Origin of the sequence: Noviherbaspirillum soli (assembly GCF_015352955.1) — a bacterium.
Classification (GTDB): Bacteria; Pseudomonadota; Gammaproteobacteria; order Burkholderiales; family Burkholderiaceae_D; genus Noviherbaspirillum_A; species Noviherbaspirillum_A soli.
The window spans coordinates 75,844-99,822 of the sequence record NZ_JACYOX010000006.1 but is presented as its reverse complement, the minus strand read 5'-3'; the positions used below and the strand labels follow the sequence as shown (position 1 = coordinate 99,822).

The following is a 23,979-nucleotide window of genomic DNA, read 5'->3' as shown; positions in this document are numbered from 1 at the left end:
TGCCCGCTGGCGCTCAGGCCTTGGGCGCGCGCTTCTTGGCCACCGTCTTGCGGGCGCGCGGTTTGGCCTTCTCCGCTTCCGCTGCCTTGGGTTCGCTGCGCGACTCGGCGCGCGGCTCGGCGGTCACCGCCGTGCTGACGGCCTGCTTGAACTGATCCTGCAACAGGTTCCACCATGCTGCCGGATTGGCGAAGGCGGTGGCATTGCCCATGTCGGCATTGGCCTGCGGCGGCTCGCCTGCCGGCTTGTCGCCGGCGCCCGGCGCAGGCGGCTTCTCGGCCTGCGGCGGGGAAAACGAGAAGGCTTTGGCCATGTCCGCTGCCGGCCTGCTGTCGGCCGACGCCGCCTGCGCCATGCCGGCCTGGGCCAGGGAATTCATGCTGTTGCCCATGGTGTGCAGCGCGGCCAGGGTGGCGCTCTGGACTTCCAGCGCCTGTATCGTGCTGCGCAGCATGCTCATGTTGACGTTGAGCCAGGACTCGACCGCCTTCAGGTCGGCAATCTGCTTGTTCACGTCATCGACGGACAGGGAAGGCATTGCCATGCCGGGTATCTTCATGCCGCCCCACAGGTTCTTGACGAACTCCAGTGTGTCGGTCATCGCGCCCACGCCTGGAATGCCGGACATGCTTGAATCTGCCATGCTGATCTCCACGTTTGATGTCCGCTTAGCGTAGCAGAAAAGCCACATAAAAAAACCTGCCCGGGCAACGATTCCAGGGGCGCGCTAATACATTTTGACTTTGATCGAAGCCGGAGTTCTAAGGCCGCGTCATCCGGCAGCTGGTTGGCAGGGCCGTTTCCTCGACCGACAGATAACGCTCGGTACGAAAGCCGTAGCCGCTGCCTTCATTGTCGAAGCGCACGCCCTCGCCCTTTTTCTGCATTACCGACACATACAGCGGCTGGATCAGCTGATGGTCGGCGGCGCGCATGGTGGCCTGGTGGAAGCTGTTCCTGAACTGCGCGCCTTCGAGCGCCCGCGCCACCGCCGCCGCCTCGGTGCTGCCGGCCTTTTCGATCGCCGCGGCCAGCATGCCCACCATCACATGCATGCGCAGGTGCACATAGTCGTCCTTCGGCGCCGGATAGCGCTTGCCGAAAGCCTGGTAGAAGGCGTCGCTGGCAGTGCCGCCGGCATTCGGATGCCACTCGGCCACTGCCCGCACCCGTCCCACGCCGGCATCGCCAATCGCGGCCGGCGCGCCCAGGCCGTTGCCGTAGAAGGTGTAGAACTTGGCGTCCAGGCCGGCCTCGCGCGCCGCCTTGACCAGGAGCGTCAGGTCATTGCCCCAGTTGCCGGTGACGATGCTGTCGGCGCCGCTGGCGCGGATCTTGGCCACATAGGGGGAAAAATCCTTGATCTTGCCGACCGGGTGCAGTTCGTCGCCGACGATGGCAATGTCCGGCCGCTTGGCTTCCAGCATGCTGCGCGCCGCCTTCGCGGTCTGGCGGCCGAAGCTGTAGTCCTGGCCGATCAGATACACCTTCTTCGCATGGCTGTCCTGGCGTATCACCTCGGTCAGCGCATGCATGCGCATGTCGGCATGGGCGTCGAATCGGAAATGCCAGAAACTGCATTTTTCATTGGTCAGCGCCGGGTCCACCGCGGAATAGTTCAGGAACAGGATGCGCTGATCGGGCACGCGGCCATTGTGCCGCTCCACCGCGTCGATCAGCGCCGACGCCACCGCCGAGCTGTTGCCCTGCACCAGGAAGCCGATGCGCTGGTCGGACAGGCGGCGAAATTCGATCAGCGCCTCTTCCACGCCCTGCTTGCTGTCGAAGACGGTCAGCGCCAGCGGATGCCTGCCGTCCGGCAGACGCACGCCGCCGGAGGCGTTGATCTTGTCGACCGCCAACTGGATATTGCGCGCGACGGCCTCGCCGGCATTGGCAAAGGGGCCGGACATGCCCTCGACCATGCCGATGCGGATCGGCGTGCCGGCCGCGGCGCCCTTTGCAAGAAGCAGCAGCAGCGCCGCCAGCATTGTTCTGAACATGGTGCCCCCGAAAAAAGGCGCCATTCTACTTGCTTTGCCGCGCCGCAGCATGACCGGCGACCATTGGCCGCCGAGCGGCTACACTAGCGAAATGTCCGAGAAACATTCCCCCATCCAACGCTGGCGCGGTCCCCTGCTGCGCATGCTGGCCGTGCTGGCGCTGTCGCTGCTGCTGCACGCGCTGGCACTGCATTGGGCGGGCGGCCATATCGGGCTGCCATCGCTGGCCCAGGACGATGCGCCGCCGGTGGCGGTGGCCCTGCTGCCGCCGCCGGCGCCCGTTGCGGCGCCGGAGCCGCCGCCGCCGCCCAAGCCCAGGCCGCGTCCCAGGCCCAGGCCGAAAGCCGTTGCGCCACGACAGGCCAGCGCGCCGCCACCCGTCACGCCGCCCGCCGAAAGCACGGCCGCGCCCGCGCTTGCCGATGCCACGCCGTCGCCGGCGCCAGCGCCGGCCGGGAGCGCGGAAGCCGCCGTGTCCGCCGAGGCGCCGCCGCAGTCCGCGCCGGACCCCGCGCCTGTTCCCGCCCCCGCCACGCCGGAGCAGGAAAGCTTACCGCGCTACCAGGTGCGCATGCCGCCATCGGTCGACATGAAATACGACGTGCGCGCGCTGCGCCAGGGCAAGGAAGTGTATGGCAACGGCCGTATCGTCTGGCATGCCGACGGCCAGCGCTACCGCATCGACGGCGAGGCCGGCGTGCTGTTCTTTACCGTGCTGCGCTTCCAGAGCCAGGGCGGCTTCGACGACTTTGGCGTGGCGCCGCAGAGCTATGCCGAAAAGCGCATGCGCAAGGACGAAACCGTCACCCGCTTCGAACCCAGCCCGGGCAGCATCCGCTTCTCGTCTTCCACGGCGTCCTATCCGCGCAACGGCGGCGAGCAGGATCGCGCCAGCATCGTCTGGCAACTGGCGTCGATCGGCCTGGGCGATCCCGCGCAATATGCGCCCGGCGCGCAGTTGCGCATCTTCGTGGCCGGCGTGCGCGACGCGGAACCCTGGCTGATCCGGGTGATCGGACAGGAGCGGATCGACACGCCGGCCGGCGCGATGCAGGCCTGGCATGTCAGCCGCGTGCCGCTGCCCGGCTCGCGCGACCAGAAGCTCGATATCTGGCTGGCGCCCGAGCATTCCTGGTACCCGGTGCGGCTGCGCTTCACCGAACCCAGCGGCGAATACCTCGAACTGGCGGTATCGGCGCTGCAGCCGGCCCCACCGATCTGACATGGAGAACCTGCCCGCAATGCATTTCCGCACCCTCTGCACGGCGCTGCTGTGCCTCGTCGCCGGCAGCGCCGCACTGGCGGCGCCGCCGCCGAAATACCCGACCCGGCTGCCGCCGCCGGCCGAACTGGACTATGGCATCAAGGCGCGCCAGAGCGGCCTGTCCCTCAATGGCGAAGCGACCATGCGCTGGGACCATGGCGGCCAGGGCTATACGATAGGCGTGACCACCCGCGCCATGCTGGTCGGGAAGATCCTGGACGAAAAGAGCGAAGGCGGCGTCGATGCGTGGGGCCTGGCGCCGGCGCGCTTCACCGAGCAGCGCTACCGCAAGGGCGCGACCAGCGTCACCTTCGACCGTCCGGCGAAAAAGATCCGTTTCGAGGCATCCGACCGCAGCTATCCGATCCAGGGCGGCGAGCAGGACCATGCCAGCGTGGTCTGGCAACTGAGCTCGGTGGCGCGCGCCGCGCCCGCAAAATTCAAGGCCGGCTCGAACTGGCACTTCTTCGTGGTAGGCCAGCGCGACGGCGACCCGTGGACCTTCCGCGTGGTCGGCCAGGAAAAGGTCAACGGCCCGTCCGGCCCGACCACGGCCTGGCATGTGACCCGCAATCCGCCGCCCGACGCCAAGGGACGCCAGCTCGACATCTGGCTGGCGCCGGACCTGCAGTGGTACCCGGTGAAGCTGCGCTATACCGAAGGCGACGGCGACTACATCGAACAGACGCTGCGGGAAGTCCGCGGCCAACCAGCAAAGTAAGGACAACACAATGAGCAATGCAAAGGGCGCCCTGGTACTGTTTTCCGGCGGCCAGGACTCCACCACCTGCGCCGCCTGGGCGCTGGCCCGCTATGAGCGGGTCGAAACCATCGGCTTCGACTACGGCCAGCGTCATGCGGTCGAACTGGCGGTGCGCCCGGCCGTGCTGCAGTCTCTGCGCGCGATGTCGCCCGACTGGAACGCCCGCCTGGGCGAGGACCACATGCTGGACCTGGGCCTGCTGGGCCGCATCTCCGACACGTCGCTGACCAAGGACGTGGCGATCGCAATGCAGGAAAACGGCCTGCCCAACACCTTCGTCCCGGGCCGCAACCTGCTCTTCATGATGGTGGCCGCCACCCTGGCCTACCGCCGCGGCCTGGACGTGCTGGTCGGCGGCATGTGCGAGACCGACTACTCCGGCTACCCGGACTGCCGCAACGACACCATGCAGTCGCTGCAGACCACGCTGAACCTCGGCATGGCAACCGACCTGCGCATCGAGACGCCGCTGATGTGGATCGACAAGGCGCAGACCTGGGAACTGGCGCGCGAGCTGGGCGGCGAGGCGCTGGTGGAAATGGTGCGCACCGAGACCCATACCTGCTATCTCGGCGAGCGCGGGCAGCTGCACGACTGGGGGTATGGATGCGGGGCTTGTCCGGCGTGCGAGTTGAGGGCCAAGGGGTATCGGGCGTTCAGGGAAAAAGGGCAGCATTGAAAGCGGCGGCATTGGGCGGGCAAGCAGGACGGCGGCCAGGACTGAATGAGCCGCTGCCCAAACCCGTTGGCTGATGCACTGTCCGGTAACAGAGTTTTGCTGGCTTGCGTTCAAGCAGCGCCGTTCGTCCTTGTCCGGAACCCTTCTGGCTGGCAAGCCGGCCACATGCGCTGCGCCAGGCCCTGCGCGGCGCTTCCAGCACCGCGCAGGCGCATTCCGATGACTCCTGCAGCCAGGAAACAGTCAGGAAACGGCCCGGCGGCTGGAAGGAAATGACAGGCGCCAGCAGGGAAGCTGGCGCGCAAGTTCAAGGATTACTTCAGCGCCTGCGCCGCCTGCAGATGCCCGCGCAACTCATCCGCGGACGACATCGTGTAGTCCTTGTTCAGCTCCAGCTTCACCAGCGCGGTCAGCTGCTGCGGCAGCAGCTTGCGCAGCATGCCCAGGAACTGCGGCGATACCACCAGGCACAGTTGCTGGAATCGCCCTGCCCGCTGCGACTCTTCCAGATAGGCGACGATGTCGCGGGCGAACAGTTCGGCCGCATGCTCGTCGGGTGTCTGGCGTGGCTCGAAGAGCTTGTTGGGCACGGCGCCGCCGGTGTTGTGCATGCTCTTGGTGCCCGCGGTCGGCCCGATCTTGTCCGACTCGTTGCTCTCGGCCATGCGCAGCCGCGCGCCGTCGTTGACCATGTCATTGACTTCTTCCAGCGGCGCGGCCGCGTTCGCCTGGGAAAAAAACCTTGCCCGGCTTGCATTTGATGAGACGATCCACGTAGCGTTCATGTTGTCCTTGTCCTGGCTGTATGTTGAGAGAAAAGTTCGATGCCCGTGCCAACCGAAATGTTCCGCGCCCGCGGCGCCGATGCCGCCGCCAGCCCGCGCCGTATTGCGCATATCGATGTCCTGCGCGGCATGGCGGTGTTTGGCATTCTGCTGGTCAATGTCTGGTCGTTTGTCTGGGGCTTCGGCGCGCTGCGTTATGGCGCCATTGCCGAGCCGTCCTGGCTGGACCGCGGCGCGGTCTTTGCAGTGGCCTTGCTGGCGGAGCAGAAGTTCTACCCCATCTTCGCCTTCCTGTTTGGCGCCGGTTTCGCGCTGCAGGCCCGTTCGCTGCAGCGCCGCCTGCGGGACCAGAGCCAGGTGCATGCCGCATTGCGCCATCGTTTCCGCTGGCTGCTGGGCTGCGGCATGCTGCACGGCCTGCTGCTCTGGGCCGGCGATATCCTCACGGTCTATGGCGCTGCCGGCTTCCTGCTGCTGCGCCTCCTCGATGCCCGGCTGCGGTTGGTCCGCGCCAGCCTGCGCGGCTGGGGCCTGCTGTGGCTGATCGTGGTGGCGGCCAGCGTGGCGCTGTCGCTGCCTTCAGGCGGCCCGGGCGCCGACGATGCGCGGCATGAACAGGCCATTGCCTACATCGAGGATGCGCAGGAGGACCGCGCCATCTACACCGAAGGCACGGCCGGCGAAGTCGCTGCGCAGAGACTGTCGGACTATCTGGCGGTCACATCGGGCTCGCTGCTGCTCGTGCCGCATCTGATGGTGCTGTTTCTGCTGGGGATCTGTTCGGTGCGGCTGGGATGGCTGACCGCGCCGCGGCGCCATGCGCTGCTGTGGCGGCGGGTGCGCGCCATCGGCCTTCTGGCCGGCCTGCCGCTGAATCTGGCCTGGGCCGCAGCCGCGGCGACCGAAGCGGCCAACCCGCTCGCCGCGCCGGTGCATGGCGAACTGGCCTATGCGCTGCTGCCCTTGAGCGGCTCCTTGCTGGCCGCCGCCTATGTCGCCACGCTGCTGCTGGCGCGCGGTTCGCTGGCGCGGCGGGCAAGCGCCTGGCTGGCGCCGGTGGGCCGCATGTCGCTCAGCAATTACCTGATGCAGTCCCTGCTGGGCGTATGCCTGCTGCAGGGCACGGCGCTGGGCATGCATGCATCGCCGGCCGGGCTGATGCTGGTCGCGCTGGCCATCATGCTGCTGCAGTCGCTGGCCAGCCGCTGGTGGCTGGCACGGCATGCGCAGGGACCGATGGAATGGCTGGCCGCGCGCGGCAGGCCGCGGGCCTGACGGGCGCCGCGTCAGGCCCCTTCCTTTTTGTAGGTCACCAGGCGATAGAGGTAGGTCGCGGTCAGGAAGCCGACGATGGCCTTGGATACCGGATCGAGATAGCGGGCAACGGTGTCGTACTGCGCCTCCAGCAGGTAGCCGGCGCCCGCCAGCAGGCAGGCCCAGATCAGCGAGCCGATCGCGGAGTAGGCCAGGTAACGCGGCAGGCTCATCTCCGCGATGCCGGCCGGCACCGAGATCAGGGTGCGCACCGCCGGCAGCAGCCGGCCGAACAGCACCGCCTTGCGGCCATGCCGCTCGAATGCCTGCAATGCCTTGTCGATGTCATCGGGCCTGACCGTGAGCCAGCGGCCGTGCCTGGCTGCAAGCGTGCGCAATCTTTTCCGGCCATAGAGACGGCCGGCGTAATACCAGGGCGCGCTGCCCGCCACCGAACCGGCCGTGCCGGCGAGCAGCACGGCAAACAGGCTCAGCTTGCCGCTGGCGGCAGTAAAGCCGGCCAGCGGCATGATCAGTTCCGACGGAATCGGCGGGAAGATGTTCTCGGCGGCCATCAGCGCGAAGACGGCGAGATAGCCATGCTCGGCGATGAACCGGACGATGAAGTCAAACATGGCGCTTTGCCGGCAGTGTCGCATCGTAGGCGAACGGCGGCGCGCCGGCGGTCGCAGGCACCGGAACAGCAGTGCGGCCCATCCGACGCGGCAGGCGCGGCGGACTAATAGCGATGGGTCTCACCCGCCATCTTGCTCAGGGTATAGATGGAATACAGCGCCGACAGGCCCACCAGGCCGTACACCGTGCGGGATGCGGTGGTCATGTCGCCGAAGATGGTGGCGACCAGGTCGATATTCATCAGGCCGACCAGTCCCCAGTTGATGCCGCCGATGATCATCAGCACCATGGCCAGCCAGTCGATGGCGCCCATGCGGCGCGCCATGCTGCTGCCGACAGGCGAGCGGCGCTCGGGCGTGTGACGCCTCTCGGTGATATGAGGATTCATTGTTGCCATACAGGACTCCTTGCTTGTGACGCGGGATAGCGGCGGGGCGTGAAAAGGCGCGGCAATCCGCTGATAGGGCATGGCCGCGATGTCAGGCGTTTAGAGAAGGCGCCTTCGGACCAGTTCCGGGCAACTGCCTTCCATTGTTTGCGCTTGCACAATGCGCCTGAGGAAGAACAGCGGGATAGACTGGAAATGCGCAAACCGCCAGCGGCAAACCCAGCGGACCATTCTTTTTAGCAATAAATTTGTTACATGCCTTGACCCACTTTGCATATTCAGTGACGATACGGCTCCAGTTCCCCCGCCTTGCCAAAACCTCTGCCCGCCGATAACGATGTTACGAAAACACATCAGCCTTCATGTCTGCCTGGGCGCCGCCTCTTGCGCAGTGATCCTCGTGCTGGCCTTGGCCCTGGCCGGCGTGCTGGGCGAACTGGCCAAGCATGAAATCGCCCGCCTGGCCAGCGCCAACATCGAGGGACTGGCCCAGCAGATGGCGCGCGAACTGTCGGCCGGCATGGACGACTTCGCGCGTGACATCGAGGTGCAGGCAAGCCGCGATGTCTTCCGCGGCGCAGGCACCGCACCGGCGGAGTCGCGCGCCGCCCTGGAGCAGTTCGTCGCCACCCGTCCCGAATACGCCTACCTGGCGCTGATCGATGCCGCTTCCGGCAAGGTGCTGGCCGCCACCGGCGGCGTTTTCGAAGGCGGCAGCCTGGCCGGCCGGCCGGTGTTCGAGGAAGGCCGCAAGGGCGCCTTTGTCGGCGATGTGCATGAAGCGGTGCGGCTGGCCGAACTGCTGCCGCCGCCAGCCAGCGGCGAACCGCTGCGCTTTCTCGATGTGGCCGCGCCGGTGCGCGACCACAGCGGGAAAATCGTTCGCGTGCTGGCCGCGCATATCAGCTGGCAATGGACGGAAGGCGTGCGTGCCAGCGTGCTGGGGCCGTTGAAGGAAAAGCGCGGCATCGAGATGCTGATGCTCGACACCCGCAACAAGGTCGTTCTGGGACCCGACAAGAGCACGCCGGTCGGCAGCGCGCTGAGCCAGCTGACCAAGCGCCTGCCCGACGCCAGCGCCAGCGTGATCGGCTGGTCCGGCGGCGCCGACTATCTGACGGTCATGACCCCCACCGAGCCGAGCGGCCAGTTTGCCGGTTTTGGCTGGAAGGTGGTGGCGCGCCAGCCGGTTTCCGTGGCATTCGCGCCGGTGGCCATGCTGCAGCGCGGATTCTTCGCCGGCGCGCTGGCGCTGGGCCTGCTCGCCGCCGGCATTGCCTGGTTCGTCACCGGCCGGCTTCTGAGGCCGGTGCGCAAGCTGGCTGATTCCGCACTGGCGCTGGCGCCCGCCTTTCCCGTGCCGAAGAAGGCGGGACGACGCCTTGGCGACATCGCCCAGGTCGAGGATGTGCTGCACCAGCTGGCCAATGACAGCCGCGCGATGTCGCACACGGCGCTGATGCGGGAACTGGAATTCGTCACCCTGGCCGAGTCGCTGCCGCATATCGTCTGGCAGGCCGACCCGCAGGGCGCGCTCGAATACCGCAACGAGCAGTGGCATACGACCTTTGGCCCCGGCCCGGTCACCAGGCTGGACCAGCTGGCAGCGCTGGCTCACCAGAGCGACCTGCCAGTCCTGATGAATGCCTGGAGCCTCAGCCGCGCCAGCGGCGTCGATCTGCACTGCACGGTGCGCCTGCGCAGCCATGACGACAGCGCCTATGTCTGGTTCCGGATCCATGGCCGTGTGCTGCGCGCAGAGGACCAGCGGATCATACGGTGGGTAGGCACCATCACCAATGTGCATGACGCCATCCTGCAGACCGAGCGCACCGAGCAGGCGCTGGAGATGGAACGCCAGGCCCGTGCGGAAGCGGAGCGCGTGGCATCGATGGCCGACGAATTCCTGGCTACGCTGTCGCATGAGCTGCGCACGCCGCTCAATGCCATTGCCGGCTGGGCCGAACTGCTGGCGCGGCGCGCCTCGGGGGACGATACCGTGACCCGCGCCGCCGAAGTGATCAACCGCAACGTGCACCTGCAGGCGGCGCTGATCAACGACCTGCTCGACACCAGCGCCATCATCGCCGGCAAGGTGGTGCTGGCGAAACGGCCGTTCGATGCCGCCGCGCTGGTGACCAGCGTGGCGCTGTCGCAGAAGCCCATGGCCGAGCAGAAAGGCATCATGCTCGAATGCCGCGCGCCGGCGCCGGTGCTGATCGATGGCGACGAACGCCGCATCAACCAGGTCGTCACCAACCTGGTGTCGAACGCAATCAAGTTCACCGACAGCGGCGGCCGCGTGACGCTGCAGGCGGGCTTCGACGGCGAATCGCTGCTGGTCTCGGTGACCGACACCGGCTGCGGCATCGCGCCCCAGTTCCTGCCGCATGCCTTCGAACGCTTCCGCCAGGAAGATGCCTCGGCGACCCGGCGCAAGGGCGGACTGGGACTCGGGCTGGGGATTGCCGCCAGCCTGGTCAAGCTGCACGGCGGCACCATCGAAGCCGACAGCGCCGGCCTGAACCAGGGATCGCGCTTCACGGTGCGGCTGCCGGCGCTGGCCGAGGCGACTGAAAACATCGTCAGCGACCGCACCGAGCGGTTGCTCCAGCAGTTCCCGATGACGCCGCTGACCGGGCTGCGCATCCTGGTGACCGATGACGAGGAGGATGCGCGCCTGGCCACGCAGTCCCTGCTCGGCAGCTTCGGCGCCGAGGTCGCGGTGTCGGCGTCGGCTGCCGAAACCCTGCAACTGCTGGACCGGCGGAGCTTCGACCTGCTGATCTGCGATATCGGCATGCCGGGCATGGACGGCCATGAACTGATCCGCACCATCCGCAAGCGCAGCCGCGACAAGGGTGCGCTGATCCCTGCGATCGCCCTGACCGCCTTCGCCATGACGCGCGACGAGCGTGCCGCCTCGTTCGCCGGTTTCGATGCCCATGTCGCCAAGCCGCTGTCGGCCCAGACCCTGATCGAGACCATCTGCAGCGTCTGCGAAGTCGGCAATACCCGCAGCGTCTGACGGCATCGACAAGCAGACAAGCAGCCTGGGTAAGCGCAGCGCACCCCGGGTTCCTGCCGGCGCGCTTGCCGTCGACGCCTACTGCCAGGACCGCGCTTCCTTGCCGGCGCACCGGCTGCCCGCAGCCGGCGGCAGCAGGCGCGAGAATTCGGCCCGCACGGCGCGGTAGCAGTCGCAGGCCATGGATTCCAGCAGGCCGCGGTCAAGTATCCTCAGATGGCCGCGCCGGCAGCCGATGGCGCCGGCCTGCTGCAGCCGCGCCGCCGCCTCCGACACCCCTTCGCGCCGCACGCCCAGAATCGCGGCCAGCATGCTGTGGGTAACCGCCACTTCGGCGCTGCCCACCCGATCGAAACTCTGCAGCAGCCAGCGGCACAATTGCTGGTCGATCTTGTGATAACGGTTGCAAATGGTGTTCTGCGCCATCTGCACCATGAATGCCTGGGTATAGCGCAACAGCAGCGGCGTCGCCGATCCGCCGTGCGGCAATGCCTGGCGCATCAGGTCGGCGCGCAGCCTGTGGCTATGGCCGGCCGCCTGCACCACGGTGCGCGCGCCGGTCGCTTCGCCGCCCATCAGGAGCGAAATGCCGACCATGCCTTCATTGCCCACCGCCACCAGTTCGGAGGAGGCGCCGTTTTCCATCAGATGCAGGATGGAAAGCACCGCGCTGGTGGGGAAATACAGGTGGGTCGGCACCGTGCCGGCTTCGCACAGGATGTCGCCGCTGCGCAGCACGACCGGTTCGAGATAATGCGCCAGATGGTCACGCTCAAGGGCCGGCAGGGCCGACAGCAGGCGGTTCTGGTCCGCGGTGGCAAGCAGGAGCATGGGCGTCTGGCGGGCGGCCGGATGAAAACCGCCATCTGTGCGATGATGCGGCCCAATATACCGTGGTAAAAAATGCATTCAATGGTTGATGCAACTGCTTACATCTGACACATCCGTGGCCATGCTTGTAACAGGAAGCGAAAATCAATAACGACAGGAAGAGGAGCCTTATGACCAATCTGCTCAAGCGCCGTCTCGCGCTGCTTGCCAGCGAACAGGCGCGTCCCCTGCTGCTGCAGGGCTTGCGCGGCATCGAGCGCGAGACGCTGCGGGTGACCGCCGGCGGCCGCCTGGCAACCACGCCGCATCCGCCGGCGCTGGGGTCGGCGCTGACGCATCCTCAGATCACCACCGACTATTCCGAAGCCTTGCTGGAATTCATCACGCCGGCCGAGCACGACATTGCCACTGCGCTCACGCAGCTCGACGCCATCCATCGCTACGCCACCGGCATGCTCGGGCAGGAACTGCTCTGGAGCCAGTCGATGCCGGTGCCGCTGCCGCCGGAAGAAGAGATACCGATCGCCTGGTATGGCACCTCCCATATCGGCATGATCAAGCATGTCTACCGGCGCGGCCTGGCGCTGCGCTATGGCCGCGCGATGCAGTGCATCGCCGGCATTCATTACAACTATTCGCTGGCCGAGGCGCTCTGGCCGCTGCTGCAGCAGGAGGAAGGGGCCTCGGGTTGCCTGCGCGACTACCAGTCTGAAAGCTATATCGCGCTGGTGCGCAATTTCTACCGGACCAACTGGCTGCTGATGCTGCTGTTCGGCGCGGCGCCGGCGCTGGACGCCGGCTTCATGCGCGGCCACGAGCATCAGCTGCAGCGCCTCTCGGACGACACCTTGTATCTGCCCTATGCCACCAGCCTGCGCATGAGCGACCTTGGCTACCAGAATAACGTGCAGGCGGGCCTGGTGCCGCCCTACAACACCCTGCCGGAATACATGCGCAGCCTGGCGCGCGCGGTACGCCAGCCGCATGCGCCCTATGTGGAGATGGGCACGCGGCGCGATGGGGAATGGGTGCAGATCAACACCAACGTCCTGCAGATCGAGAACGAGTTCTACGCCAGCATACGGCCCAAGCGGGTGATCGCTTCCGGCGAACGTCCGCTGGAAGCACTGTGTGCGCGCGGCGTGCAGTACATCGAGGTGCGCTGCATGGACGTGGACCCGTTCTCGCCGGTCGGCATCAGCCTGCAGACGGCCCGTTTCCTGGACGTGTACCTGCTGTACTGCACGCTGCAGCAGAGCGCGCCGACCAGCCACGCGGAAGGCATCGAGAATGCCGCGAATTTTGCGCTGGCGGTGAAGGAAGGACGCCGTCCGGGGCTGACGCTGCAGCGCAATGGCGCGGCGATCCCGGTGCAAGCCTGGGGCCGGGAACTGCTCGACGAGATGGAGGCAGTCGCTGCGCTGCTGGATGCGCAGCATGGCGGCGCCGAACATGCGGACGCGCTGCGCGCCCAGCGCGCCAAGCTGGCCGACCTCGACGCAACGCCCTCGGCGCAGGCGCTGGAGGCGATCCGCCGGCATGGCTCGTTTGCCGCCTTCGGCCTGGCGCAGAGCCGGCTGCACGCCGAGAATTTCCGCTCGCGGCCGCTCGCTCCGGCGCAGCAGCAGGCATTCGCCGCCATGGCCGAGGCATCGCTGGCCGAGCAGGCCACGATGGAAGCCACCCAGTCGGGAAGTTTCGACGACTTCATCCTGCATTACCAGGCCAGGACCCCGGCCCAGCTTTGCGAGCAGCCCTGCACACAATAGGCACGACAGGCCGCCCGATTGCTTGCGCACAAATCGGAGCCTTGCCGCCGGAGGCGGCGCCGGACGTTAGGTTTAGCATTGCGGTAACTTCATGCTTGTAACCTCCATTACGCGACGCGGTGGAGGTTTCCCTTTCCATTCGCCGATCTTTCCAGAAACCGCCGATGAACCATCCCGAACTTCAGCAAAAAACCTTTCTGATCCTGTTGATCCTCGTCTCCATCGCCTTTGGCTGGATATTGCTGCCCTTCTACGGCGCGGTATTCTGGGGCGCGGTGCTGGCGATCCTGTTTGCGCCTTTCTACCGGCGCCTGCTGGCGCGCATGCACCAGCGGCCCAACTGGGCGGCGCTGGCCACGCTGGCGATCTGCCTGGTCGGCGTGATCCTGCCGCTGACCCTGATCACGATGGCCATGCTGCAGGAAGGCATGCTGATCTTCGAGAAGATCCGTTCCGGGCAGATCAACTTCGGTGAGTATTTCCAGCAGGTGGTCGCCGCCCTGCCGCAGTGGCTGACCCGGCTGCTGGAGCGGCTGGACCTGCTCGACATCAACTCCATCCAGCAGCGTCTCTCATCCGGCGCGATGCAGGGCAGCCAGTATGTTGCCACCCAGGCCATCAGCATCACGCAGAACACCTTCGACTTCATGGTGAGCTTCTTCATCATGCTGTACCTGCTGTTCTTCCTGCTGCGCGACGGCGCTTCGCTGGCAGCCCGCATCCGCGACGCCATTCCGCTGAGCGCCAGCCACAAGCGCCATCTGTTCAAGAAATTCACCACCGTCATCCGCGCCACCGTGAAGGGCAATGTCGCGGTGGCGGCGGCACAGGGTGCGCTGGGTGGGCTCATGTTCTGGTTTCTGGGCATCCAGGGCGCGCTGCTGTGGGCAGTACTGATGGCCTTCCTGTCGCTTTTGCCCGCCATCGGCGCGGCAGTGGTCTGGCTGCCGGTGGCAATCTATTTCCTGGTGACAGGCGCGATCTGGCAGGGCGTGACGCTGATTGCCTTTGGCGTCCTGGTGATCGGTCTGGTGGACAACCTGCTGCGCCCCATCCTGGTCGGCAAGGACACCCAGATGCCGGACTACGTGGTGCTGATCTCCACCCTGGGCGGCATGGCGCTGTTCGGCCTGAACGGCTTCGTGATCGGGCCGGCGGTCGCGGCGCTGTTCATTGCCTGCTGGGACCTGTTCTCGGCAACGCCGGAAGTGCATCCGTCGGTCAACTGATTCACTGATGTCATTGCGGCATGGCTTGATGGCATCGTCATTGGCCATGTGGCTGCGCTGATACACTCGGATGACGGTTTTCCGGCAGTTTTCCTGCAGTTTCTTCTTTTGAACAGGCCTGCATTCATGCGTACACCCGGTACTCCACCCAAGCACTTTTCCATGCTGCGCGGCTTTCACCTGGCGGATTTCTTCACGCTGGGCAATGCCGCCTGCGGCGTGGCGGCGGTGCTGCTGTCCATGCTCTACATGGGCAGCCAGTCCCTGGACCACTTCTATGCCGCCGCGGCCATGGCGCCGGCGGCGCTGATCTTCGACGTGCTCGACGGCCGCATCGCCCGCTGGCGGCGCCAGCATTCACCGCTGGGACGCGAGCTCGACTCGCTGGCCGACGTAATTTCCTTCGGCGTGGCGCCGGCGGCGCTGGCCTTCGCCGCCGGCATGCGAGGCGGCTGGGATGCCGCTGCGCTGGCCTATTTCGTCTGCTGCGGCGTGAGCCGGCTGGCGCGTTACAACGTCACCGCCGAAAGCCTGGCCGAGGGCGCCGACAAGGTCGCCTATTTCGAAGGCACCCCGATCCCGACCAGCGTGCTGCTTTCCGCGGTGCTCGCCTTCGCCGCCTGGCAGGGCCGCATCGGCGACGCGCTGTACTGGGGGGAACTGGCGATCGGTCCCTGGCATTTCCATCCGCTGGCGTTGCTGTTCGTGCTCTCCGGCACGCTGATGATCAGCAAGACGCTGCGCATCCCCAAGCTGTAGCCCGGCCGGAGCCGGGCGCCGCTCAACGCGGCCAGGCGGTAAAAGCGGCCGTTTCAGGGCACGTTACGGGTCGGGATCGGCATTACTTGCCTGAAGCACCGGCCTGCTGCCGCTGCGCGGCCTGCGCGTCCGAACGCGGCGGGGTAGCTGCCGCATTCGCAGTGGCCGCCCCGGCGGAACCGGCCGGCCGCTCACCTGTACTGATGGCGGATGGTTGCGCAGTCTTCGCAGTCCCCGCGGCCTCGGGCTTCGCGCCGCTGCTTCTTTTCACGCCACTGATGCCGGTGTTGACCACATTCTGCCTGTTCTTCTTCCTGCGTTGCTCCACGCTCCGCGCGCTGATCACCTGGCCTTGCGACTTGATCTCGGTATTGACCAGCACTGCCTTGCCGCCGGCCTCCACCACCACGGCGCCATCGGACTTCAGGACGGTGCCCTGAAAATTCTCGTTTTTCTCGGAGCGCATTCCCGTTTCGGCCTGACGCTTGTCGAGGTTCTTGCTGCTGTCCGGCAGCTCGGCTTTCTTCCCGGCCAACGAAGCGCTCACCTTCAAGGCCTCGTCCGTACTGCGCGCGGCCTCCATCGTCACATTGCCGCCCGCAGCGACGGCGATGCCGCCACGGGCATCGATGGCCGTGCCTTCGAACAGCGTGTCGTCCCGGCTGCGCGTGCTCAGGTTGCCGCCCGCGGTGATGGCAACCGCGGTGGCCTGGCTGGACTCCTGTTTTTCCACGGTGCCGGAAGCATTGACGGCATCCACTTTTGCTTTGGCGACCTTGCCTTCATCGTCCGTGGCTTTGACGCGGGCCGTATTGATGCCGCCCTTGAATGCCTGGGCATTGGAGGACGCGGTGTCGCGGGCGGCATTCAGGCTCAATGCGCCGCCTGCCTCGATCGACGCATTGCCCTTCGCCTCCAATGCCGCTCCCTCCACGGCAACCGCCTGCCCTCCCCTGATAGCCAGGTCGCCCCCGGCGCGGATGGCGCCGACGACAGCCTTGTTATCGGTGTCGCTTGACCGTTCATAGCCGCCGCTGGCGGCCAGGGTGGCCTCGCGGTTGTCCTTGTCATTCCGGCCAGCTGCCAGATCGAGGCTACCGGTCACCTTGTCGGTGCCTGACTGGCTCTTCTCACGCGCCGCCCGGTAATCGATGCTGCCCGCGGCGCTGACATCGGCGTTGCCGCCGGCCGTCAGTTTCGTGCCTTCCATCAGCAGGTCGCCCTGGCTGCGTATCGTCAGATCGCCGCCGGCGTCCAAGGCCGCCACCCGGGCGCTCGACCGGGTGGCATTGTCGGTCCTGTTTTCCATTTCCCCTTTCAGGCCACCTTCCAGAACGGAGTTGGTGCCCACGCCCGTGCCAGCGGAAAGCGTGCCGCTGGCGCTGGTGTCAGCGCTGCTGCTGGAAGCGCTGTTGCCCGCCGCCAGGATATCGATACGGCGCCCGCTCAAGTCCATCTTGCCGCCGCTTTTCAGTTGCGTGCCCTCCATGCGCATTGCATCGGACGTGGATATGGCGATATTGCCTCCCGCCTTGATGCTTGACACGACGGCCGTCGCACTGCCGGCATCCTTCTGTGCCGACTTGTAGCTGTACTCGATCTGCGCACCCACGCTGGCGCCGGCGCGGGTGTCGGTCTTGCTGTCCTGTTCCTTGTCGAGGGCGTTGCCGCCCAGGTATCCCAGGCCGGCGTTGGCGTTGGCGCTGGCATCGGCCGACGCGCCAGCGCCCGCCTTCGCGTACGACACCAGCCTTCCTGAATGCGCGCTGCTCTCGTCATGCCGGCTGGCGGTATTGCTGCCCGCCTTGCTTTCGAACGCGTCGGATTGCTGCACGACGTCGCCGCCCGCCTCGATGGATGTGCCGACGTCGGTGATCTTGCCGGAAGCAATGCGGCTGACGTTGCCATCCCCGGACACGATGCGGGTGGCTTTCGCCTGCGTGGACCCGGTGCTCTTGCCGGCGGCGCCATGCTTGAACTGCAAGCCGCCCTCCGCACCCGCATCGGCATTGGCGCTGGCCGAAGCAGTGGCCGAAGCGCTGACGCTGGCACGCGCGGCATCGCGGTCGGCCAGCCCGTAAGCAGCCGTTTCATTGCCTTGCCTGGTCGCGGCGCTCATGCTGGTCTCGGCCTTCAGGCTGGCCTTGGCCGATGCATCGGCCGAGGCTTCGGCCTTCAGCGCCAGGCCGAAACTGGACTTGCTTTCCGTGCTGCCGGCTTCCTGGGAATCGGCGGCCACGCCAAACGACATCTCACGCGCCTTCAGGTCCACGCCCTCACGGCCGGAGAGCGTGCCGCCCTCGGTGCTCAACCTGTCCACCGCGGTGATCTGCAGATTGCCGCCGGCTGCGATGCTGGTTTCCAGGCTTTTCCCGGCGGCGCTGTTCTCCGTTGTCTGTTCCGTGCGAACCAGGTCGACAATGTTGTCGCTCCTGGCCTTGACTGCGGCTTCCGCGTTGGCCTCCAGCGTGGCCTTTGCATCCATGCCCTTGCCCCGGTCGCTTCCCACCGTGGTGGCCTTGGCCTCGGCATTGGCATTGGCCGAGGCACTGGCGCTGGCTGTATTCTTCGACTCCGCCAGCAAGCCGATATCGGTCACCTTCGACGTCTTGCTGCTGGCGCTGGTTTCCGCAGCCGAAGTGATGCGCACGCTCCTGCCGGACATGCGGATGTCACGCTCGGCGCGCACGGCAGCGCTTTGAATGTCCAGTGCGTCTGCGGCATTGATCTCCACTTCCCTGCCGGACAGATTGGCGCGGGCCAGCCTGGTCTCTTCCTTGCGTTCGGTATCGACCTGGCTGCGCATCAGGTTCAATTCGCCTTTGCCCGTTGCGCTGGCCTCCGCCTTTGCCTCGGCTTTTGCCGATGCAGCTTTTGTGGCGACCTGCGTGGCAGGCTTGTTGTCTGCCGTGAGGGGTTTTTCCCTCGTCTGCGTGCCGGCCAGCGACTGGCTGGCAGCCTTGCCGCTGCGCTTGCTGGTCTCGTCGACCTTGCCCTTCTTGTCGACCGAACGGCTGGTGCTCACCGAGGTTTCCGCCATGGCGATGGCGCGGCTCGACGTAGTGTCGCCCTTGCTGCCATCCACCGTGGACACGCCATCCACATCCTTGTAAGCCTGCTTCTGCAGCTTGTCGGATGCGCTGGCCTGGGCCGAAGCGCTTGCCGCTTTCTTCACATCGCTGGACGTTGACGTGGCCAGAAAGCTGGTGGCTTCGGTTATCTTCTCGCTGGTGGCAACGTTTTGTGCGGACTGCAGCGTGACCTGGTCGCCGGTGAGCAGCAGCTTGTCCTTCGCCGAAATGTCGGAGCCTTTCACCAACAGTTCCTTGCCTGCCAGGAGGCTGCCCTTTCCGCCCGCAGCCAAAGCGGCTTGACGATTCTGCTGGTCGGTCTTCTTCTCCGTCGTGGTCTCGATGCCATACAGGCCGCCGCCCACGCCAAAGCCGCTCTTGCTGGACTGCTTCCTGCTCGATTGCGTGTCGGTACGGGCGATGATGTCGAGATTTTCTCCGGCATCCAGGACCATGTCCTTGCCGCTGTCGAGCCCGGAACCGGCGATCAGCATATCCGTGCCAGCGGATGCGTCGAGGTTTCCACCCGCGCTCAAGCCAGAAGCATGAGCCTTGACGCTGCCGACTCCAGCGCGTGCCTGATGCTCGTCTTGCGTATCGATCTGCACTGCCTGTCTCGCCTCAATGGCCAGATCTTTTTTTGCTGCGGCCCTTGCGCCCTTGAAGCCGACATTTGCGGCGGAGATCAACAGGTCGGCGTCGCTTTCCACGCTGGCGGTCCTGCCCATGTCGGTATGGGCGAACAGATCCCCGCCGCCCTTGACCACTGCCACGGTTTCATTGATGAAGTCGCCCCCCGCAGCGATCACTGCATCGCCGGCCTTAATGCTGCCGCTCAGATTGCGCACGTCGCCGGCGCTCCTGACCGCGAGCTTGCCGTCGGCCCTGATCACGCCGCCGTCGTTGGTGAGCGACGCCACATTGGCGTCGATGCTGCCGGCTGCAATCACAGGGCCGCTGGCATACCCCTTCCTGGTGGCTTGCGACAGATAAACGACGGGCATCAGCACCTTCCTGCCCTTGATTTCAACTTCCACCATCCACACCATGTCGCTTTCCACCGCCGCCGCCTGCTCGTCGGACAAGGCGCGGCCAAACACCAGGCCCAGCGCTTCGAGCTGGTCGACGCTGCTTTCCATCAGCGCCTGCATCTGCGCAGCTTCGCTGACACCGGCCTGCAGCAGGTTGCGGCCAACCTGCGCGATCAGCTGCTGCCGCACGATCTGGGTCTCGTAGGCTGCGTCGCCGAGCCGCTTCTGCACCTTGTCCGGGTCCAGCTGCAGCAGCTGGGCCAGGTAATCCGAGCCGACCACGGGCGGCGTCTGGGGTTGCTGTCCTGGCTGCGGGCTGGCCGTGGCAGCGGGCGGCGAAACGAACAGGGGATTGGTTTCCACCAGATAGCGGGCCTGCGGATCCCTGGAAGGAACGAAATAGCCATTGGGATTGGCGGGCAGGCGCAGGTTGGCAACGTCGAATGGCAATACGCCAACCTGGCGCCCGGAATTACTGTCGGCAGCGATCGCTATGGCTGCCTCGCCAGCCAGCCATGCGTTTTCGTCCGGCGCCGGCTGCCTGCTGGCCGATCGCGCCTGCACCGTCGGCGAAAAGGGCGACCCCAGGTTCAGCAGGCTGGCGCCCTGGACGTTCAGCTTCCCGGCATAAATGCCCGCATCATAGGTCTTGACGGTCTTGCGGTTGACCTCGTCCACATAGCTGGCCGCCCTCGCCGCTTCCGCGCTGGCGGCCTGGCTGGAAAAACACGTTCCCCCATTGCAGGAGAACCTGGCTGCACTTTCCGGATACCAGTAAGTGACTGTGTTCGGATGGAACAGGCTCTGCAACTCGACCTTGGTCCAGCGTCGTTCGCGCTCATAGGCGTCGAGATGCAAATCGGCATTGACGAAGCCCGCGCCGTCGGGCTTGCTGCTGTAGAGGTTGACGGTGGGGGCGGACAACAGCGACGCCCGGTTTTCTCCCCGCGCGCCATAATCGATCGACAAGGTCCTTCCGGCAATGATGCGCCCCCGCACCTCCGGCAGCGGGCTGGCCAGTTCCTGGACGACGCTTTCCTTTTCCTTGTACAAGGTCGTGACATAGCGCGTGAAGAGGTCGATATCCTCGACGCGCGACGTGACGCTCACGGGTGCGCTCGTCACCTTCTCGATCACCACAGGCACGCCCCCCGTGGGCAGATTGCGAAAGGCATTGGTAACGGCAATGTCGATATCGCGCGTTGCACTGACGGCGTTGTAGTTATCGAACGTGCCCGCCCTGATCACGATATCGCCGCCGTCCATCGTGCCGCTGCTGCGGTTGACGATGGCCTGGCCGGGCGCGGACAGGGTCAGCAGGCCGGCTGCATACAGTGCGCCGCTGTTGTCCAGCCCATGGGTGTTCATATGCAGCGACAGGTTGGCAAGGGAAGACATGCCGCCGGTGTCGCCGTTCATCACGCTGCCGGCCTGGATGCGCATGCGGCCGCCGCTGTGGATGGCGCCGCGGTTTTGCAAGGCAGTATCAATCGTCATGCTGCTGGCGCTGCCATCCAGGCCGGCCAGGATCACGGCGGCACTGTTGTCATTGTCGAGGCTGCCGGCACGCAGGTCGGCAGCGCCATCCGACTGGATGCGCGCGCTGTTGGTCAGTTCCCTTGCATTGATCGTCAGGCGTCCTGCCTGAAGCAGGGCGCCCGGCGTGTTGTGCAGCAAATTCAGCATGGCGCCATCGGCGCCCAGCGCGAGCAGCCCGTCGGCGCGAATGGTCCCGAGGTTGGTCACGGCGAGCTGCATGTCGGGGCCGGTGATACGCACAAGGTTCTTGCCCAGGATACGCCCGGCCTTCTCGTTGACCAGGTAGCCGCGCGAGAACAGGTCGATATCGGCCGCGGCCTGGATCAGGCCGCGATTGAGCAGGATATTGTCCACGTTCAGCAAGGCTGCGCCTGCGCTTTGCAGCGTGCCGGCGTTCTCGATGGCGGTGGCGGTCAATGCCAGCGACCGTGCGCCGTCCTGATTGAGCATGACGCCGCTGTTGTGCAACTGGCCGCCGACGACGGCATCCAGGCCGGCATCCGCCTGTACCTGGCCACGGTTATCGAGTCGGGCGGCAGACAGCCTGAGCGGTCCGCCCCGTGCATGGATCGTGCCGCTCGCTTCGTTCACGGCCTCCGCTGCAAGGCCAAGCGTCATCGCGGCACCCGACTGCATGGCGCCGCTGTTGCGCAGCGTGCCGCCATCCAGGTTCATGTGCCCATCGCTGACGATCATGCCTTCGTCCTGATTCCGCAGGCTCGATCCGGCCGGCGCCTGCAGGACCAGATCCTTGCCCGAAGCCAGCAGGCCGCGATTGTCGAACGCGAATCCGGCGCCGCCAAGCATCAGCACACCGTTGGCGCCACGCAGGATGCTGCCGGCATCGCGATTGCGCAGGGCCGCCGCGCCCAGGAACAAGGTATCGCCCCGGATGCGTCCGCTATTGTCGATGGCGCCGTCGGCCATGACACGGTTTGCGCCGGATGCGTCGATCCAGCCGCTGTTGTCGATGCTGCCGGCGCGCAGCAGCATGGCGCCATCGGCGCCGCCATCGATGCCGCGCAGCGTCAGCATCGTGCCGCGATTGACCAGGGCGCCGCCTGTAATGACATCCAGCGTGCCGGCCGATTGCACGGCGCCCTGGTTGTCCACTGTCGCCCCGGAGAGCGCGACCTGGCTGCCGGCCGCGGTATTGGACAGGCTGGCGCCGGCGCGGTTGAGCATGCCGCCGCTGACAGACACGGCGAGGCGCTCGCTGGCCTGGATGCGGCCTGCGTTGTCCAGGCTGTCGCCGGCGATATCAAGCGATGCGCCGATCAGGCTGCCGCTGTTGCTCAAGGTGAGTTGCTCGCCGGCGGCGCCGATGGCAAGCGCGTTGCCCTGCATCCTGCCGCTGTTCTCCACGGCGAGCGTGGCGTCGGGTGCGGCGGCGCGCACGCTGAACGTCCTTGACGCCAGCAGTTCGCCGGCGTTGCGCAGTGTGCCCCGCGCAGTCAACGCCATGTCGCGGCGGGCTTCGATATCGGTGCCGGCGCCCACGGCAAGCTGCCTGCCGGCGGCCAGCTGGACATCGGTGCCGCTGACCAGGCGGGTGGCATCGAGCGCCATGTCGGCGCTGGTGGCGATGCGCAGCTCGCGTTCCGCCGCATCGGCATCGGCGCCGCTATGGAACAGCGCGCCATCACTGATGAAGGTGCCGGCAGCCAGTCCGAAGCGGGAGCCGGCGCCCCAGCGCGCGCCCTGAATGCTTGCAGCGCCGCTGAAGACGGCATCGACCTGGCCGTTGGCGGCGCGGCTGGCCTGGCTGTCGGACCGGTCCGTCAGGTCGCGTGCGCGCAGCACCAGATCGGTGCCGGCCTTGAGCTCTGCGCCCGACAGCATGAGCCCGCCCGGCGTGCTGGCATGCAGCGCAGCGCCGGCGGTGACCGATGCCCTGCCTGCCTGGCCGGCGTCGTCGAGCATGCCGGGATCGGATATCTCGATGCCGGCCGCTTCGCCGGTCTGCGCCAGCGCCATGTTTCGCGCTGCCGACAACCGGCCCTGCAGCTGGATGCGGCCGGCGGCATCGAGCGTGAAGTCGTCGGCCCTGGCGGCCGCTTCGCCCCGCATGCGTACGCCCACGCCGGCTTCGGTCGCGACCAGCCTGATGCGGTCGGCATAGATGCCGCCCAGCCTGCTGCTGTCGATCGCATAGGCGGGCGCCGGGCCGAAGCCGGTGGCGCCGCCGCTGACAGTGCGGCCGGCATAATCCCACTGGACGAGGCCGGTGGTGACATGCAGGTCCCTGGCATTGACCGGGCCATCGAGCTTCAGTGAACGGGTAACGACGTCCAGCAGCTGCTGATCGCTGGCGTTCATGCCCTGGCCCTGCACCAGCACATCGCCTGTCCTGACGTGCAATGCGTTCAGGCCGCCATTGGCGCCGAATACCGGCGTGCCGGTGCTGAGCGTCACGCGGTCGGCATTGATGAAGCCGCAGCCGCTGCAGGTGATGCCGTACGGGTTGGCCACGATCACGTCGGCGCGCCCGCCGAGCACTTCGGTGAAGCCAGCCAGCATGCTGCGCTGCGGCGCCACGACCTCATTGAGAATCAGCCTGGCCTCGGCGCCCAGCGCGGCATTGGCATCGACCTGCCCGGCCAGGACCGACTGGCGCCTGGTCATGCTGTTATTGAGCACCAGGCCGCGGCTGTCGACGTCATAGCGTTGATACTGGTTGTACGACAGGCCCGCGCCATTGGCGGCATTGATGTTGACCACCGGGACGCCGTTGGCCGACACGGTGGCCCTGGTGGCGCTGCCCGGCGCAGATGCCGGAACGACGGTGGCGGTAGGCGTTTGCGCATGCGCCAGGCCGGCAGTGGCCAGGCAGCAGGCAGCCAGGACGGCGCGCCCCCTGCGCCGCGCCGTTTCCGGCGCGACCAGATAGGCGCCGTGGGACGCACTCCATACAAGACAGTAAGCGTGGTTCATGAGGTTCGTCCATCGG

15 protein-coding genes are annotated in these 23,979 nt (G+C 66.4%); 8 read left to right on the top strand and 7 right to left on the bottom strand.

The window, feature by feature from the left end; genetic code table 11:
- Positions 1 to 13: 13 nt before the first annotated feature.
- Together IGW04_RS07610 and IGW04_RS07605 are read right to left on the bottom strand one after the other, a co-directional pair.
- The gene (locus IGW04_RS07610) at positions 14 to 643 is read right to left on the bottom strand and encodes a PhaM family polyhydroxyalkanoate granule multifunctional regulatory protein (protein ID WP_194712458.1); all 630 of its coding nucleotides are present in this window, start codon (positions 641 to 643) and stop codon (positions 14 to 16) included.
- A gap of 118 nt (positions 644 to 761) precedes the next feature.
- Entirely contained in the window at positions 762 to 2,003 is a 1,242-nt protein-coding gene (locus tag IGW04_RS07605) for a branched-chain amino acid ABC transporter substrate-binding protein (protein ID WP_194712457.1), read from the bottom strand.
- 91 nt (positions 2,004 to 2,094) lie between these two features.
- Here IGW04_RS07605 and IGW04_RS07600 point away from each other — a divergent pair, with 91 nt between their 5' ends.
- From IGW04_RS07600 to queC, 3 genes are read left to right on the top strand one after another with little or no spacing between them, the layout of a single operon-like run.
- Positions 2,095 to 3,225, top strand: coding sequence for a DUF3108 domain-containing protein (locus IGW04_RS07600; protein ID WP_194712456.1), 1,131 nt, complete (start codon positions 2,095 to 2,097; stop codon positions 3,223 to 3,225).
- A 1-nt stretch (position 3,226) separates the two neighbouring features.
- Positions 3,227 to 3,988 carry a DUF3108 domain-containing protein gene (locus IGW04_RS07595; RefSeq protein ID WP_194712455.1) on the top strand — a complete coding sequence of 254 codons (762 nt, stop codon included), beginning with the start codon at positions 3,227 to 3,229 and terminating at the stop codon, positions 3,986 to 3,988.
- A gap of 10 nt (positions 3,989 to 3,998) precedes the next feature.
- The gene (queC, locus tag IGW04_RS07590; RefSeq protein WP_194712454.1) at positions 3,999 to 4,709 is read left to right on the top strand and encodes a 7-cyano-7-deazaguanine synthase QueC; all 711 of its coding nucleotides are present in this window, start codon (positions 3,999 to 4,001) and stop codon (positions 4,707 to 4,709) included.
- Between the two features lie 314 nt (positions 4,710 to 5,023).
- On the opposite strand, the gene IGW04_RS07585 is transcribed toward queC, so the two are convergent.
- Positions 5,024 to 5,494, bottom strand: a complete 471-nt coding sequence (locus tag IGW04_RS07585; protein WP_194712453.1) for a host attachment protein — start codon at positions 5,492 to 5,494, stop codon at positions 5,024 to 5,026.
- A 39-nt stretch (positions 5,495 to 5,533) separates the two neighbouring features.
- On the opposite strand from IGW04_RS07585, the gene IGW04_RS07580 reads away from it, so the two are divergent.
- Positions 5,534 to 6,769, top strand: a complete 1,236-nt coding sequence (locus IGW04_RS07580; RefSeq protein WP_228526915.1) for a DUF418 domain-containing protein — start codon at positions 5,534 to 5,536, stop codon at positions 6,767 to 6,769.
- 11 nt (positions 6,770 to 6,780) lie between these two features.
- Here IGW04_RS07580 and IGW04_RS07575 read toward each other — a convergent pair whose 3' ends face one another.
- Together IGW04_RS07575 and IGW04_RS07570 are read right to left on the bottom strand one after the other, a co-directional pair.
- Complete coding sequence (locus IGW04_RS07575) at positions 6,781 to 7,383, bottom strand: DedA family protein (RefSeq protein ID WP_194712452.1); 603 nt, start codon at positions 7,381 to 7,383, stop codon at positions 6,781 to 6,783.
- Between the two features lie 104 nt (positions 7,384 to 7,487).
- The gene (locus tag IGW04_RS07570; RefSeq protein ID WP_194712451.1) at positions 7,488 to 7,781 is read right to left on the bottom strand and encodes a DUF378 domain-containing protein; all 294 of its coding nucleotides are present in this window, start codon (positions 7,779 to 7,781) and stop codon (positions 7,488 to 7,490) included.
- A 328-nt stretch (positions 7,782 to 8,109) separates the two neighbouring features.
- On the opposite strand from IGW04_RS07570, the gene IGW04_RS07565 reads away from it, so the two are divergent.
- Positions 8,110 to 10,800: an ATP-binding protein gene (locus IGW04_RS07565; RefSeq protein ID WP_194712450.1), complete on the top strand. Its 2,691-nt coding sequence runs from the start codon at positions 8,110 to 8,112 to the stop codon at positions 10,798 to 10,800.
- Positions 10,801 to 10,878: 78 nt separating this feature from the next.
- Here the strand turns inward: IGW04_RS07565 and IGW04_RS07560 are convergent, their stop codons facing one another.
- Positions 10,879 to 11,631, bottom strand: coding sequence for a Crp/Fnr family transcriptional regulator (locus IGW04_RS07560; RefSeq protein WP_194712449.1), 753 nt, complete (start codon positions 11,629 to 11,631; stop codon positions 10,879 to 10,881).
- 170 nt (positions 11,632 to 11,801) lie between these two features.
- Here IGW04_RS07560 and gshA point away from each other — a divergent pair, with 170 nt between their 5' ends.
- The 3 genes from gshA to IGW04_RS07545 all read left to right on the top strand — a co-directional run bounded on the left by gshA (position 11,802) and on the right by IGW04_RS07545 (position 15,388).
- The gene (gene gshA / locus IGW04_RS07555) at positions 11,802 to 13,400 is read left to right on the top strand and encodes a glutamate--cysteine ligase (RefSeq protein ID WP_194712448.1); all 1,599 of its coding nucleotides are present in this window, start codon (positions 11,802 to 11,804) and stop codon (positions 13,398 to 13,400) included.
- 164 nt (positions 13,401 to 13,564) lie between these two features.
- On the top strand, positions 13,565 to 14,629 hold the full coding sequence (locus IGW04_RS07550) for an AI-2E family transporter (protein ID WP_194712447.1): 1,065 nt from the start codon (positions 13,565 to 13,567) through the stop codon (positions 14,627 to 14,629).
- Between the two features lie 126 nt (positions 14,630 to 14,755).
- Positions 14,756 to 15,388: a CDP-alcohol phosphatidyltransferase family protein gene (locus IGW04_RS07545; RefSeq protein ID WP_194712446.1), complete on the top strand. Its 633-nt coding sequence runs from the start codon at positions 14,756 to 14,758 to the stop codon at positions 15,386 to 15,388.
- An 82-nt stretch (positions 15,389 to 15,470) separates the two neighbouring features.
- Here the strand turns inward: IGW04_RS07545 and IGW04_RS07540 are convergent, their stop codons facing one another.
- Positions 15,471 to 23,963 carry a two-partner secretion domain-containing protein gene (locus IGW04_RS07540; RefSeq protein WP_194712445.1) on the bottom strand — a complete coding sequence of 2,831 codons (8,493 nt, stop codon included), beginning with the start codon at positions 23,961 to 23,963 and terminating at the stop codon, positions 15,471 to 15,473.
- Positions 23,964 to 23,979 lie beyond the last annotated feature (16 nt).

What these genes read in the sequence shown, in the direction of transcription:
- IGW04_RS07610 (WP_194712458.1), bottom strand. Translation starts at nt 643, where the DNA reads ATGGCAGATTCAAGCATGTCCGGCATTCCAGGCGTGGGCGCGATGACC.
- IGW04_RS07605 (WP_194712457.1), bottom strand. Translation starts at nt 2,003, where the DNA reads ATGTTCAGAACAATGCTGGCGGCGCTGCTGCTGCTTCTTGCAAAGGGC.
- IGW04_RS07600 (WP_194712456.1), top strand. Translation starts at nt 2,095, where the DNA reads ATGTCCGAGAAACATTCCCCCATCCAACGCTGGCGCGGTCCCCTGCTG.
- IGW04_RS07595 (WP_194712455.1), top strand. Translation starts at nt 3,227, where the DNA reads ATGGAGAACCTGCCCGCAATGCATTTCCGCACCCTCTGCACGGCGCTG.
- queC (WP_194712454.1), top strand. Translation starts at nt 3,999, where the DNA reads ATGAGCAATGCAAAGGGCGCCCTGGTACTGTTTTCCGGCGGCCAGGAC.
- IGW04_RS07585 (WP_194712453.1), bottom strand. Translation starts at nt 5,494, where the DNA reads ATGAACGCTACGTGGATCGTCTCATCAAATGCAAGCCGGGCAAGGTTT.
- IGW04_RS07580 (WP_228526915.1), top strand. Translation starts at nt 5,534, where the DNA reads ATGCCCGTGCCAACCGAAATGTTCCGCGCCCGCGGCGCCGATGCCGCC.
- IGW04_RS07575 (WP_194712452.1), bottom strand. Translation starts at nt 7,383, where the DNA reads ATGTTTGACTTCATCGTCCGGTTCATCGCCGAGCATGGCTATCTCGCC.
- IGW04_RS07570 (WP_194712451.1), bottom strand. Translation starts at nt 7,781, where the DNA reads ATGGCAACAATGAATCCTCATATCACCGAGAGGCGTCACACGCCCGAG.
- IGW04_RS07565 (WP_194712450.1), top strand. Translation starts at nt 8,110, where the DNA reads ATGTTACGAAAACACATCAGCCTTCATGTCTGCCTGGGCGCCGCCTCT.
- IGW04_RS07560 (WP_194712449.1), bottom strand. Translation starts at nt 11,631, where the DNA reads ATGCTCCTGCTTGCCACCGCGGACCAGAACCGCCTGCTGTCGGCCCTG.
- gshA (WP_194712448.1), top strand. Translation starts at nt 11,802, where the DNA reads ATGACCAATCTGCTCAAGCGCCGTCTCGCGCTGCTTGCCAGCGAACAG.
- IGW04_RS07550 (WP_194712447.1), top strand. Translation starts at nt 13,565, where the DNA reads ATGAACCATCCCGAACTTCAGCAAAAAACCTTTCTGATCCTGTTGATC.
- IGW04_RS07545 (WP_194712446.1), top strand. Translation starts at nt 14,756, where the DNA reads ATGCGTACACCCGGTACTCCACCCAAGCACTTTTCCATGCTGCGCGGC.
- IGW04_RS07540 (WP_194712445.1), bottom strand. Translation starts at nt 23,963, where the DNA reads ATGAACCACGCTTACTGTCTTGTATGGAGTGCGTCCCACGGCGCCTAT.